This window comes from Puniceibacterium antarcticum (genome assembly GCF_002760615.1).
GTDB classification, from domain to species: Bacteria; Pseudomonadota; Alphaproteobacteria; order Rhodobacterales; family Rhodobacteraceae; genus Puniceibacterium; species Puniceibacterium antarcticum.
In genome coordinates this window covers 64,132-77,265 of the sequence record NZ_AWWI01000096.1, presented here as the reverse complement: position 1 = coordinate 77,265, position 13,134 = coordinate 64,132, and the positions used below count along the sequence as shown (strand labels likewise).

Below are 13,134 nucleotides of genomic sequence, written 5' to 3'. Positions count from 1 at the left end.
CACCACATCCGTGGTGTCATCGACCTCCCTCCGCCAGCATTATCTGGTTCAGGTTCAAAGGGTGCATCTCAGCCTTGCGGCGCCCCTGGTGATGTAAAGATTAGTGTTCGTAGAGCGCAGTGTCAAATGCGTCGACGGCTTTTAGGATGGCCTCACCCCCAAGCCGCGCGTTTATCCCTTGGCCAGCAGGGACTTGCGCAGGCGGCCATGCACGCCCTTTTCCTGATTGACCGACTGGGTCACGGCAAAATCCACGGCAAGCGAGCAGAACTGATAAGCCTCTGTCGGGGTAATCCCGGTGCGTTCGCAGATCATTGCGATCATCTGGCGCAGCGCGATCTGCAGAGCCGTGTCCAGGCTGGCGTGAAAGCCCATCGAAATAAGCTCCTCCGCCGTTTCCGCCCTCGGCATGTCGATGGCGGTTGTCCCGGCCTTCAGCAACTCAAACCGAAATGTGCCGGTCAATGCGGTTTCCAGCGCCGTGATGCAGACCTCTCCGTCGCCCTGACAGCCATGGCCGTCGCCGCAGGAAAACAGCGCGCCCTCGGCATGGACCGGCAGGTAGAGCGTCGCCCCCGCGGTCAGCAGTTTCAGATCCATGTTGCCGCCATTCATCCGCGGCTGGATCGAGGTCAGCTCGCCCCACTCGGGCGCGGGCGCCACGCCCATCACGCCAAAGAACGGGTTCAGCTGCAGGGTCGCACCCCAGGGCAGACGGCAGGTGCGGGCGTTGCGGTCGATGGGAATATGCGTCAGGGTCTGGCCAGAGACCGGAAATTCGCCGGGCAGCGTGCCGGCGGCCGGGCGCACCAAGTTGAAGCCCCAGTCGGCGCCCAGCTCGATCCGCTCGATGTCGATCTTCAGCACATCGCCGGGCATCGCGCCGTCAATCGCCACCGGCCCGGTCAGCAGATGCGCCTGTCCGGGCAGATTGGCGGCATGGATCGCGCGCAGCTCGGGCGCGACGGTCATGCCCGACCCTTCGGGTGGCAGCCCATTGTCGCGCCCGGTCAGGGTCTGGATCGTCACCCTGTCCCCCGGCGCCACTGTCATCACAGCCGGCAGGTCGGACCAGAAGCGGCCCCAGTGGACGGTTTCAGGCGTGGCGGCAAGCTGATGGTCAGGCATGGAGCTGTCTTTCTGTCAGGGAACACCCGGCATCCTTGCGTCAGGATGCCGGGGCAATCAATATCTTACAGCCCGAAAGCGGGCATTGCAGGTGCTTGGCATGGACATTTGGCAGAACCACGGATTATCTGCTGTGCGAGGCGGCTTTGTCATGTGGTCAGACCCGCTTTCAAGCAAGAGACTGTTCGATTTCGGGAGGAAACATCATGGATCGTCGTTCTTTCATTCGCAAGGCAGGTGTCCTTGGCGCGGGCGCCGGCGTTGCGGCCACGGGGCTTGCGGCTCCGGCAGTGGCGCAGGGCAATATCACCTGGCGCATGGTCACAACCTGGCCAAAGAATTTCCCCGGTCTGGGCGTCGGCGCACAGCGTCTGGCGGACCGGATCACTGCGGCGTCCGGCGGCCGTCTGACCGTTCAGGTCTATTCGGCCGGCGAACTCGTGCCGCCGCTGCAGGCGCTGGATGCGGTCATCGACGGCAGCGCCGAGATGAGCCATGGCGCCGCCTATTACTGGCAAAACAAATCGCCTGCGCTGTCGTTCTTCACCGGCGTGCCTTACGGTATGACCACACCCGAGCTGACAGCATGGATCCGCTTTCTGGGCGGTCAGGAACTCTGGGACGAGATCTATGATCAGTTCGGCGTTCAGGGCTTTCTGTCGGGCAACACCGGCACACAGGCCGGCGGCTGGTTCCGCGACGAGCTGACCAGCCTTGAGGACCTCAAGGGCATCCGTTTCCGCACGCCGGGCCTTGGTGGCCGGGTCTGGGAAAAACTGGGCGCCACGGTCACCAACATGGCCGCGGGCGAGATTTTTCAGGCGCTGCAGTCGGGCACGCTGGATGCAGCCGAATTTGTGGGGCCGTACAATGACCTCGCGCTGGGTTTCTATCAGGTGGCCAAGAACTACTACATGCCGTCCTTCGTAGAATCCGGCCTCGCGACCGAACTGGTCGTGGACAAGAAGAAATATCAGGAACTGCCTTCTGATCTGCAGGCGATCATCCGTGACGTGAGCCAGGCGGAATACGACATGGTTTCGTCCGACTTCATCGCCAACGATCCGCGCGCACTGAAGACCCTTGTCGACGATCACGGCGTGATCGTGCGCCAGTTCCCTGATGACATCATGGAAGCAGGCGCCAAGGCGTCGGTCGAAGTGATCGAAGAACTGCGCAACAGCGATGACCCGCTGGTCAAGAAGACAACCGAAAGCTTTATCGAGGCGCTCAATCTCGTGCGCACCCGCACAGAGCAGATCGACGCACCCTATACTGCCGCGCGCGAAAAGTACCTCAAGTACTGATCTGCCCGATCCTGAAAAACAAAAGGCCCGGTGGAGACACCGGGCCTTTTTCATGCGCTTTGTTTGCGCTCTACCCCGCGATCAGGCGGGGCAGCCAAGTGACAATCCCGGGAAAGATGAACAGGATCGCGATGGCCACGATCTGCAGCACGACAAACGGCAGAATGCCCCGGTAGATGGCACTGGTCGGCAGATCCGCAGGCGCGACGCCGCGCAGATAGAACAGCGCGAAACCGAAGGGCGGCGTCAGGAAAGAGGTTTGCAGGTTCACCCCCACCAGCACGCCCAGCCAGACCGGATCGACATCCATCGCCAGCAGAACCGGTGCGGTGATCGGGATCACGATAAAGATGATCTCAAAGGTGTCGAGGATAAAGCCAAGGAAGAACATGATGATCATCACCACGGCCACAGCCGCCAGCGTGCCACCCGGCAGATTGCTCAGGAATTCATGCACCAGATTGTCGCCACCCATCATCCGGAAGACGATCGAAAACACCGACGCGCCCAGCAGGATGACAAAGACCATGCTAGTGATCGTCGCCGTCGCAATCACCGTTTCCCGCAGGATCGAAAAGGTCAGCCGCCAGCGCAGCGCTGCCAGCAGCATTGCCCCCACCGCCCCGACCGAGGCCGCCTCTGTCGGCGTGGCAATGCCGCCAAGGATGGAGCCGAGCACCGCAAGGATCAGGCAAAGCGGCGGTAGAAGTGCTGTGAACACCTCGCCCAGCAAAGCGCCCTTTTCTTCCGGCGGCACGGGTGTGGCGGGGCAGGACGCCGGGTCGGTCACGGCCTTGAAGATGACGAACATCAGATAGAGCGACACCAGCAGGATCCCCGGCAGCAGCGCCCCGGCGAACAGATCGCCCACGGACACCGGCACCGGCGCAAAGTTGCCCTTGGCCATCTGCACCTGCGAATTGATGCCCGACAGCATATCCCCCATGAAGATCAGCACCGTGGACGGCGGGATGATCTGACCTAGTGTGCCGCTCGCGCAGATCACGCCGGTGGCAAGCTTGGGATCATATCCGGCGCGCAGCATCGCAGGCAGCGAAATCAGCCCCATCGTTACCACGGTCGCGCCGACAACGCCAGTTGATGCGGCCAGCATGGCCCCCACAAGGATCACCGACAGGCCAAGCCCGCCGCGCAGGTTGCCAAACAGCTTGCTCATGGTCAGCAGCAACTGCTCCGCGATCTGGCTGCGTTCCAGCATGACCCCCATAAAGATGAACAGCGGCACAGCCACCAGCACCTCGTTGGTCATGAACCCGATGTAGCGGCTGGGAAGAGAGCCGAAGTTTGACGGATCAAACACCCCAAAGGCCATCCCGACGCTGCCGAACAGCAAGGATACGCCCGCCAGCGTGAAGGCGACCGGAAAGCCCAGCAGCAGAAAGCCGATGACGCCAAAGAACATCAGCGCGGCGAGGGTTTCGCCAATTGTTACCGGATCCATCAGACGGCTCCCTGCGGATGGTCAGGGCCACGATCCGGCCCGTATTGAATAGACTTTGGCACCAGCGCCGCATTGCCGCTCAGCACCAGAATCGACCGAATTGCCATTGCGACACCCTGCAGGCTGATCATCACGGCAAAGGCAATGATAAAGGTCTTGAGGATGAAAAGACCCGGCATCCCGCCGACATTGGCTGACGCCTCATGATAGCCCCAGGCGCGCTGCACAAAGGGCATGGAGTAGGTGTAGACAACCCAGGTGAACGGCAGCAGGAAAAGGAACACGCCAAGAAGGTCGCTCAGCGCTTTGGTGCGCATCTTTGCCGGGCGGTAAAAGATGTCCACGCGCACATGGTCATCGCGCAGCAGGGCAAAGCCCGCAACGGCAGTGAACATCGCCCCGTTCAGCCAGATATACAGATCCTGCATCCACACATGGCTGATCGCGAACAGATAGCGCTGCACGACCACGGTAAAGCAGACCGCAACGATGGCCAGCGACAGCCAGGCAAATGTTTTGCCGATGACAAGGTTCACGGCGCATATCACAGCGGCGAGTCCAGCAATAAAACGCAAACTTACCCCCCCTTTTCGAGTGGTTTCTATTCTTCGTCTGGCACGTCAATCAAAGTGCGGCGGGCAGAAGTCAAGATTTAGATGCGCAATCCGGCGCTCACAACGGCCTTTGCGTGTCATCGACCGTCCGTCAGGGGCCGGGACGCGGGGCGGGGGGCGTCCTGATCCGCCCCCGACCGGGCCTCGCCGCTCAGGCGGTTCGTTTGATCAGGCTCTTGGCCTCGGCCTCGCACAGCGCGCTCATGCGGCGGACCGCCTCGCTCAGCACGGCATCCGGCACCGTCAGGGCCACGCGGATCAGCGCAACCCCGGTGTCGCCAAAGGCCACCCCCGGCATCACAGCAACACCCTGTTCCTCCAGCAGCCGCCAGGCAAAGGTCTCGCCGTCCATCCCGCTGCCAGACACGTCGATCATCTGGAACATGCCCCCTTGCGGCAGCGCAGCCGACAGGGCCGGAATGTTTGTCACGGCCTCGTGGACCAGCCGCGCACGACGCCCCAAAGCCTCGCGCAGACGGGCAGCGGTATCGTAATGTCCCAGCAGTGCCGCTTCGGTCATGTCCGCTATGAAAGGCTGGTTGCCGAAAAGCATGGTTTCGGAGATTGGCAAAAGGCGGCGGGAAAAATCCACCGGGCCGATGGACCAGCCGCTGCGGAACCCCGTCGCCGCATGGCTTTTGGAAATCGACGACACCACGACAGTGCGTTCCTGCAGCGATGCGATTTCGAGTGGTGAGGCAAAGCTGCCTTCAAAGATCAGCTCTTCATAGACCTCGTCGCAGACGATCCACAGATCATAGGCCCGGCAGATCTCGCCCAGCTTTTCCAGCGTATCCCGGTCCAGAACGGCGCCGGTCGGATTGTGCGGCGTGTTCAGCAGCAGCACGCGGCTTTGCGGGGTGATCGCCGCCTCGACATCCTCGGGCTGCAGGATGAACCCCTTGTCCATACGCAGCGGTACCGGCTGCACATGGGCGCCGGGCGCTTCGACCACACCCTGATAGGTGGCGTAATAGGGATCGCCGATCAACACGCCGTCGCCCGCACCGACCAGCGCCTGAAACACGGCGAACAGTGCCGTCTGCGTGCCCGGAAAGCACAGGACGTTTTCGGCACTGATATCCGGCATCCGGGGCGCATAGGTCTGCACCAGCGCCTCGACCAGATTGGCCTCTCCGCGCCCGTTTGAGTAGCGGGTGCGCCCGGCACGCAGTGACGTGATGCAGGTCTCGACCAGCGCGGGGTCGGTGGTGATGTCCGGCTCGCCGATAGTCAGCTCGATGATATCTTCGCCTGCGGCAATGCGGTCGCGGGCGGCATTGTGCACGGCCCATTTGTCTCCGCCAAGGTCATAGAGACGGTCGGTGATGGCAGCATAGCGCATGGTCATGTCCTTTTGGTGCGTGGCGCCAGATGGCGCGTCAATGTGGTTTCGGGCAGCCGAATGATGCCTTCGCAGGCGCTCAGCGCGATCTCTGTCAGGCCGTTAGGATTGTAGAGCCCGTGTTCGATGGACCCTTCCAGCCAAAGCCCGTCGATGATGCCGTTGACCGCGATGGCCAGCCGCTGGCAGCTCGCGGGATCAGTGGGCCGCCCCTGCGCCAGCAGCACCGGATGGATCAGCCCTTCGAGGATTTCCAGAAACTCGCGATAGCTGTCGCGGTGGATGTCGGCAAAGGCCGGATCGGCGCGCACCCGGCCAATGAAGGTCGCCCAAAGCGACAGCTTCAGGCTCGACAGGTTTGGCGGCGTCACGTTGCCGGTGATGAAACCCGCCAGCGCCGCCTCGGGTGTCGCGTCCTTCTGATCGGCCGCGCGCGCCGCATCCCCGGTCAGCTGACCGATCAGATAGGCATAGGAATCGCGGATCATCTGATCTTTTGACGGAAAGTAATGTCGCAGCAGCCCTGCGGACACATCGGCGCGCTCGGCGATCCGGCGCGCGCTGGCACCATTCAGGCCCAGATCCGCCACACAGGCCAGCGTTGCCTCCAGCAGACTGGTGCGGCGGGTGTCTTCGGAAAGCCTCTGAAACGCCTTGCGGGTCATTTACGCGCTCCAGTGTGTCGGCGCGCACAGATTTGCCTTGTCGAACAGATCAAAAGCTGAAATGGGGACGTCGCCTGTTTTTTCATCATCTTCGCCGCCTCTGCCAGTTCGGGTGTCATCAGTCTGCCACAGCCTTTGACACTCCGGATCTATTTGTTTTACAGTCGTACAACAACGTTAAAATTGCAAGACATCCCGCCGCCGGTCAAGACCTCCGCTTTCAGGTCCGGCGACGATCATGGAGACAGCATGGATCAACCTGCGATCGAAATCCGCGACCTGCACAAAAGCTTTGGTGATCTTGAGGTGCTCAAGGGCGTCTCGCTCACCGCCCATCCGGGTGATGTGGTGGCCGTGATCGGTGGGTCCGGGTCGGGCAAGTCTACAATGCTGCGCTGTATCAACATGCTTGAATTGCCCAGCTCGGGCGAAATTGCCATTCAGGGCGAAGCTTACGGTCTGCACCCGGCGCGCGGCGGCGGGCTGGAACCCATCGATCCCAAACAGGTGCAGCGCATCCGCGCCCAGCTTGGCATGGTGTTTCAGAACTTCAATCTTTGGCCGCACCGCACCGTGCTGGGCAATGTGATCGAAGTGCCCATTCAGGTGCTCGGCGTACCACGGGACAAGGCCATTGCCCGCGCCCGGCAGGTATTGGCCCGCGTCGGCCTCGCGGAAAAGGAAGATGTCTATCCCTCTTTCATGTCCGGCGGACAGCAGCAGCGCTGCGCCATTGCCCGGGTGCTGGCGGTCGATCCGCTGGCGATGCTCTTTGACGAACCGACCTCGGCGCTGGACCCCGAACTGGTCGGCGAAGTGCTCAGCGTCATCCGCGATCTTGCGCAGGAAAAGCGCACCATGATCCTCGTCACCCATGAAATGGCCTTTGCCCGCGATGTCGCGAGCCACGTGATCTATCTGCGCGATGGCCTGATCGAGGAACAGGGACCCCCCGAACAGATTTTCGGCGCGCCGCAATCCGCGCATCTCAGACAATTCATCAGCTCGGTCGTCTGACGCGCGCCCCTCATTTCCCAACCAAAAAAGGACTCTCCATGCTCCGCAAACTCAGCATCTGCCTTCTGGCCACCACAAGCCTTGCTGCCCCCGCTCTGGCCGATACCTACAAGGTTGGCATTTCGGCCGAACCCTATCCGCCCTTCTACACCCCCGATGCCTCGGGCAACTGGAGCGGCTGGGAAATCGACTTCATGCAGGCCGTCTGCGAACGGATCGAGGCAGAGTGCATCGTGACCCCGCTCGCCTGGGAAGGCATCATTCCCGCTCTGAACACCGGCAAGATCGACATGATCATCGGGTCTATGTCGATCACCCCGGCGCGCGCCGAACAGATCGCCTTTTCCGACAAATATTATGACACCCCGACCGGCCTTCTGATCGCCAAGGGCACTGATTTCGACGCCACCCCCGAAGGGATCAGCGGCGCCATCGTCGGCGCACAATCCGGTGCGGTGCAGCAGGCCTATGCCAACAAGCATTACGCGGCCACCGCCTCTGACATCCGCATCTATCAGACGCTGGATGAAGAGCTGCAGGATCTTGCTGCGGGCCGTCTGGATGCGGTTGTGGGCGATTCCCTTGCCATGGAACCTTTCATCAATTCCGACATCGGCCAGGCCTGCTGTGATTACAAAGGCGCCGTGCCCGCCGATCCCGAGGTTCTGGGTTATGGTGTCGGCGTCGGCATGCGGCAGGACGACACCGCGCTGCTGGAAAAGGTCAATGCCGCCATCGCCGAAATCCGCGCCGACGGCACCTATGCCGAAATCTCCAAAGATTACTTCTCGTTCGACGTTTACGGCGAATAACACACCGCTGCGGGCCGCCCTGTCGGGTGGCCCGTTTTCCCGACACAACAAGGGACATCCTTCCTGATGCTCGAAAGTATTGATTTCAGCCTGCTGGCGCTTGACGCTCCCGGTTGGGGCGGCGCGCTGCTTCGGGGGTTCCTGCGCTCTGTGGAACTCGCGGCGGGCGGATATGCACTGGGCATCGTGATCGGGGTCTTCGGCGCCTGTGCCAAGCTTTACGGCGGACGCGTGGCGCGTGATCTGGCCGAGGTTTACACCATGCTGATCCGCGCCGTGCCCGAGCTCGTGCTGATGCTGTTGTTTTACTACGTCGGCACCGATCTCATGAACCGGCTGATGCAGGGCATGGGCTATGACGGCTTTGACGTGGACGGCCTGCTCGCCGGGATCCTCGTGATCGGCCTGGTGCAGGGGGGCTACGCGACCGAGGTGATCCGGGGCGCCATTCAGGCCGTGCCCCGCGGCCAGATCGAGGCAGCTCAGGCCTTTGGCATGACGCCGGGCAAGGTTCTGCGCCGTGTGACCCTGCCCGCCATGACCCCGCACGCGCTGCCCGGCATGGCGAACCTATGGATGATCGCAACCAAGGATACCGCGCTTCTGGCCGTCATCGGCTTTAGCGAACTGACCCTTGTGACACGTCAGGCCGCTGCCGCCACCCGGTCTTATTTCTTGTTCTTCATCGCGGCGGGCCTGCTCTATCTCGCGCTGACGCTGGTGTCGAACGTGATCCTGCGGCTTTACGAACGACGTGCCCGCCGCGGCATGGTCCCCGTGCAGTAGGCAGAAAGGACAAGATGCCCGATTTCGACACCGTCACCCCGCTGCCACCCGCCGCCAAGGGTGACTTCAGCGCCATGTTCAGGGCGCTGTTGCTGCCCCACCGCATTGTGATGCTGGCAATCGCGCTGGCTGGCCTATCTGCCATGGTCCTGATGATGAACTGGAGCTGGCTGCCCGCCTATCTGCCCAAGCTGGGCGAGGGGCTGCTGATGACGCTCTACATGCTGGTGGGCAGCGTGGTCATGGGCTTTCTGCTGGCCCTGCCGCTGGCGCTGGCTCAGGTCAGCGGACCCGCACCGCTGCGCTGGCTGGCGCTCAGCTTCTGCACGGTGATCCGGGGCACGCCGCTGCTGCTGCAGCTCTGGCTGTTCTACTTCGGCCTCGGTTCGCTTTTCGCGCAGTTTCCGGAAATCCGTGGCACCTGGCTCTGGCCCTATCTGCGCCAGCCCTGGCCATACGGGCTGATCGCGCTGACAGTTTCTTTCGCCGCCTATCAGGGCGAGGTCATGCGCGGCGCCTTTGCCGGCGTGCCAAACGGAGAGCTGGAGGCCGCCCGTGCCTTTGGCATGTCGCGCTTCAAGGTCTTTCACCGCGTCTGGTTCCCCCGCGCCGTGCACCGTGCCCTGCCCACCCTCGCGGGTGAGATCATACTCCAGCTCAAATCAACACCGCTGGTGGCCACGATTACGGTGACCGACCTATATGCCGTGATCACCCGCGTCCGGCAGGCGACGCTTCTGACCTACGAACCCCTGCTGTTTCTGGTCGCGGTCTATATCTGCCTCTCCGCCGTGTTGATCCTGGCGCTGCGCTGGCTGGAAAACCGCGTGCCGACGGGGCACTGACGGACGTGGGCGAAATCTGAACGCGCGAACACCCAAAGTGGGCGGCTCTTGCAAGCCGCCCCCTCTCGCATCCCCCCTCGGGGTCAGTCCTTGTAGCCGGGATGCACATTGTCCAGCAGGCGCAAATGTGCCGCCCATTCCAGCGCCATGTCATCCTCTTCGCCCATGCTGCCCGCATATTGCTGCGCCACATGCCGCGCCAGCGCGTCGGGCACCCTGCGCAGCGGCTGGCCGGTGGACAGCGCCGCCACCTGAATTTCGCAAGACCGCTCCAGATAGAACATGTTGTTGAACATCTGCGCAGCCGTGCCACCAGTGGTCAGCAGCCCGTGATTGCGCAGGATCAGCGCGGGGTTATCCCCCAGGCTCGCCACGATGCGTTCGCGTTCCTCAAGGTTGGTCGCGATGCCTTCGAAATCGTGATAGGACACCCGGTCATAGAACTGCAGCGAAATCTGGTTCAGCGGCAACAGCCCCTCTTCCATGCAGGACACGGCAACCCCGGCGCGTGAATGGGTGTGCATGACCCAGGCCGCCGCGTGGCTGGCCCTGTGGATCGCCGAATGGATGGTGAATCCCGCCGGGTTCACCCCGTGCGGGCTGTTGCAGACCTTTTTGCCCTCAACATCGATCTTGACCAGCGAAGAGGCGGTGATTTCTTCCCAGCGGAAGCCATAGGGGTTGATCAGGAAATGCCCCGCCGCATCCGGCACACGGGCGGTGATGTGGGTGTAGATCAGATCGGTCATCCGATATTGCGCGGCCAGCCGGTAACAGGCGGCCAGTTCCACGCGGGTCTGCCATTCGGCGGCCGAGATGTCGGGCTGGGATGCACTCTGGGTCATGGAAACTCCTGTCGGTTCGGGTATGGGTGTCAGTAGCCCTGCGCGCGGTCAACGCCAAAGGCAAGCGGCGCGCCGCAACGCAGCGCGCGGGTGCTCTCGATCACCTGCGCTGCCACGATTTCAGGCAGGGAATCACTGGCAATATGCGGGGTGATCCGCAGGCGGCTGTCCTGCCAGAACGGATGCCCAACGGGCAGCGGTTCGGTGCGGAACACATCCAGCGTCGCATGGGCCAGACGGCCCGCGTCCAGCGCGGCCGTCAGATCCGCTTCGACCAGATGTTCGCCCCGGCCGATCTGGATCAGCCGCGCGCCGGGGCTCATCCGGGCAAACAGCGCGGCATTCAGCACATTTTCGGTGGCAGCGGTCAGGGGAAGCACATTGATCAGATAATCCACGCCGTTTGCGGCGTTCAGGATTGACCCCACCCCGCTCAGATAGGTTACGCCGTCGACCGGATCCTCTGGCAGGGACCGGCAGGCCACTCGCAACGTAAAGCCAAGCGCGCGCAATGCCTGCACCACGGCGCGGCCCATCGTGCCATGGCCCAGAACGGCGACGCGCGCCGCTTCGGGCGCGCGCATGGGCAGGGGCTGCCAGCGGCGTTCCCGCGCGTTGTCCATCATCTGACCAAACCCGCGTTCGTAATGCAGCACCTCATGGGCGGCAAATCCTGCCATCAGATCCGCCTGATGCGGATCGCGCACCCGGGCAATCGCCACGTCCGGGCGCAAACCGGGATGGGCCAGCAGGGCATCGACACCGGCACCAATCGACATGGCCAGATCCAGGTTGGGGTAGGGGGCAAAGGCCTCAGCGCCGGGCAGCCAGCAGATCGCAAAGCGGACCGCTGTGGGGTCCTCGATCTCGGACGGATGGCGCAGGATCACGTCGTCGCCCCCCGCGCGCAATGCGGCACCATAGACGGCGTCCAGATCCATCGTCTCGCTCAGGTAAACGCCAAGGATCGCGGATGTCTCGGGCATGTGTCATCTCCCGTTCAGGGTGGGTTTCAGGGCGTTTCTAATTGTTGCACAATCGTATAATAAATGCCAGTACTCCCGCCAGTTACAGCCCGCGAAAGGTGCCCGGATGACGCTTGCCACACCCCATACCAATGATATCGGCCCTGCGATTGACCGCATCGTTGACGCTGCCGAATCCCAGCTGATCGCGCTGCGCCGCGACATTCATGCCCATCCCGAAACCGGCTTTGACACCCACCGCACCGCCGCCCTGATCGCCGATGAATTGCGCGGCCTCGGTCTTTCCGTGCAGACCGGCGTCGGACGCACCGGCGTTGTGGCGGAAATTCGTGGCGGCACGCCCGGCCCCTGCCTGATCCTGCGCGCCGACATGGACGCCCTGCCGATTGCGGAACAGACCGGTCTGCCCTTCGCCTCGACCATCCCGGGCAAGATGCACGCCTGTGGGCACGATCTGCACAGCGCCTCACTTCTTGGGGCGGCGCGGGCGCTGGCCCAGCTGGCTCCAAACCTGTCCGGCACCGTGCGGCTGGTCTTTCAGCCGGCCGAGGAAACGCAGGACAGCGGTGCTGTGGCAATGATCGCGGACGGTGCCGCAGATGGCGTCGACATGGCTGTCGCCTTTCACAACCAGCCCGAACTGCCCCTTGGCCAGCTGCGGCTGAACCGTGGCGCCAGCACCGCCTCCAGCGACGAATTCGCCGTGACGATCCGGGGACGCTCGGGCCACGCGGCCAGACCGCACGAAGCGACAGATCCCATTGTGACGGCGGCGCATGTCATCACCCAGCTTCAGACCGTCGTATCGCGCCGCATGGATCCGGCGGATCCGCTTGTACTGACCATCGGCCAGATCGCCGGCGGCTTCACCCAGAACATCATCCCCGACACCTGCAGCTTTGCAGGCACCGTGCGCTGCCGCTCTGCCGCCGCGCGCGACATGGCCGAAGAGACGCTGCGCCGCATCTGCACCGATGGGGCCAGCGCCATGGGTCTGACCGCAGAGGTGGAGTATGTCCGCGGCGCCCCGGCGCTGATCAACGATGACGCGATGGTCAGCCGCGCAGAGGCTTCAATGACCGCTCATTTCGGCACGCCGCCCAGCGTCGAAATCAGCCGCGATTTCGGGGCCGAGGATTTTTCCTACTTCTCCGAACGCCTGCCCGCGCTGCAGCTGCACATCGGATCGGCCCAGCCCGGCCGGCGCGACCGGCTGCACAATTCTGACTATCAGCCGGATGAGGCCGTGATTGGCATCAGCGCCAAGGCGCTGGCCCGGCTGGCCTTCGATCTGCTTGCGCGCGACGCCGGCTGACCGCTTC

General features: G+C 62.9%; 13 protein-coding genes and 1 riboswitch. Of the genes, 6 read left to right on the top strand and 7 right to left on the bottom strand.

Going from position 1 to position 13,134, the window contains the following annotated elements:
- Window positions 1–8: 8 nt before the first annotated feature.
- Window positions 9–97: riboswitch (TPP riboswitch) on the bottom strand.
- A 74-nt stretch (window positions 98–171) separates the two neighbouring features.
- Complete coding sequence (locus tag P775_RS13270) at window positions 172–1,128, bottom strand: acetamidase/formamidase family protein (protein ID WP_099911433.1); 957 nt, start codon at window positions 1,126–1,128, stop codon at window positions 172–174.
- A 206-nt stretch (window positions 1,129–1,334) separates the two neighbouring features.
- On the opposite strand from P775_RS13270, the gene P775_RS13265 reads away from it, so the two are divergent.
- Window positions 1,335–2,435: a TRAP transporter substrate-binding protein gene (locus P775_RS13265; RefSeq protein ID WP_099911432.1), complete on the top strand. Its 1,101-nt coding sequence runs from the start codon at window positions 1,335–1,337 to the stop codon at window positions 2,433–2,435.
- A gap of 70 nt (window positions 2,436–2,505) precedes the next feature.
- On the opposite strand, the gene P775_RS13260 is transcribed toward P775_RS13265, so the two are convergent.
- The 4 genes from P775_RS13260 to P775_RS13245 all read right to left on the bottom strand — a co-directional run bounded on the left by P775_RS13260 (window position 2,506) and on the right by P775_RS13245 (window position 6,521).
- Entirely contained in the window at window positions 2,506–3,897 is a 1,392-nt protein-coding gene (locus tag P775_RS13260) for a TRAP transporter large permease (protein WP_099911431.1), read from the bottom strand.
- On the bottom strand, window positions 3,897–4,472 hold the full coding sequence (locus P775_RS13255) for a TRAP transporter small permease subunit (protein ID WP_099911430.1): 576 nt from the start codon (window positions 4,470–4,472) through the stop codon (window positions 3,897–3,899). The genes P775_RS13260 and P775_RS13255 overlap by 1 nt, the downstream gene beginning before the upstream one ends.
- Window positions 4,473–4,662: 190 nt before the next feature.
- On the bottom strand, window positions 4,663–5,856 hold the full coding sequence (locus P775_RS13250) for a pyridoxal phosphate-dependent aminotransferase (RefSeq protein WP_099911429.1): 1,194 nt from the start codon (window positions 5,854–5,856) through the stop codon (window positions 4,663–4,665).
- 2 nt (window positions 5,857–5,858) lie between these two features.
- The gene (locus P775_RS13245; protein ID WP_099911428.1) at window positions 5,859–6,521 is read right to left on the bottom strand and encodes a TetR/AcrR family transcriptional regulator; all 663 of its coding nucleotides are present in this window, start codon (window positions 6,519–6,521) and stop codon (window positions 5,859–5,861) included.
- Window positions 6,522–6,770: 249 nt separating this feature from the next.
- Between P775_RS13245 and P775_RS13240 the strand changes: the two genes are divergently transcribed.
- From P775_RS13240 to P775_RS13225, 4 genes are all read left to right on the top strand, one after another.
- Complete coding sequence (locus P775_RS13240) at window positions 6,771–7,538, top strand: ABC transporter ATP-binding protein (RefSeq protein ID WP_099911462.1); 768 nt, start codon at window positions 6,771–6,773, stop codon at window positions 7,536–7,538.
- Between the two features lie 38 nt (window positions 7,539–7,576).
- The gene (locus P775_RS13235; protein ID WP_099911427.1) at window positions 7,577–8,350 is read left to right on the top strand and encodes a transporter substrate-binding domain-containing protein; all 774 of its coding nucleotides are present in this window, start codon (window positions 7,577–7,579) and stop codon (window positions 8,348–8,350) included.
- Between the two features lie 66 nt (window positions 8,351–8,416).
- Window positions 8,417–9,136: an ABC transporter permease gene (locus P775_RS13230; RefSeq protein WP_099911426.1), complete on the top strand. Its 720-nt coding sequence runs from the start codon at window positions 8,417–8,419 to the stop codon at window positions 9,134–9,136.
- Window positions 9,137–9,150: 14 nt separating this feature from the next.
- Window positions 9,151–9,981 (top strand): ABC transporter permease, encoded by an 831-nt coding sequence (locus tag P775_RS13225; RefSeq protein ID WP_099911425.1) that lies wholly within the window; start codon window positions 9,151–9,153, stop codon window positions 9,979–9,981.
- An 83-nt stretch (window positions 9,982–10,064) separates the two neighbouring features.
- On the opposite strand, the gene P775_RS13220 is transcribed toward P775_RS13225, so the two are convergent.
- Window positions 10,065–10,826, bottom strand: coding sequence for a class II aldolase/adducin family protein (locus P775_RS13220; RefSeq protein WP_099911424.1), 762 nt, complete (start codon window positions 10,824–10,826; stop codon window positions 10,065–10,067).
- A gap of 29 nt (window positions 10,827–10,855) precedes the next feature.
- The gene (locus P775_RS13215) at window positions 10,856–11,812 is read right to left on the bottom strand and encodes an NAD(P)-dependent oxidoreductase (protein ID WP_099911423.1); all 957 of its coding nucleotides are present in this window, start codon (window positions 11,810–11,812) and stop codon (window positions 10,856–10,858) included.
- A 106-nt stretch (window positions 11,813–11,918) separates the two neighbouring features.
- On the opposite strand from P775_RS13215, the gene P775_RS13210 reads away from it, so the two are divergent.
- The gene (locus P775_RS13210) at window positions 11,919–13,127 is read left to right on the top strand and encodes a M20 metallopeptidase family protein (RefSeq protein WP_099911422.1); all 1,209 of its coding nucleotides are present in this window, start codon (window positions 11,919–11,921) and stop codon (window positions 13,125–13,127) included.
- The last annotated feature ends 7 nt before the right edge of the window (window positions 13,128–13,134 follow it).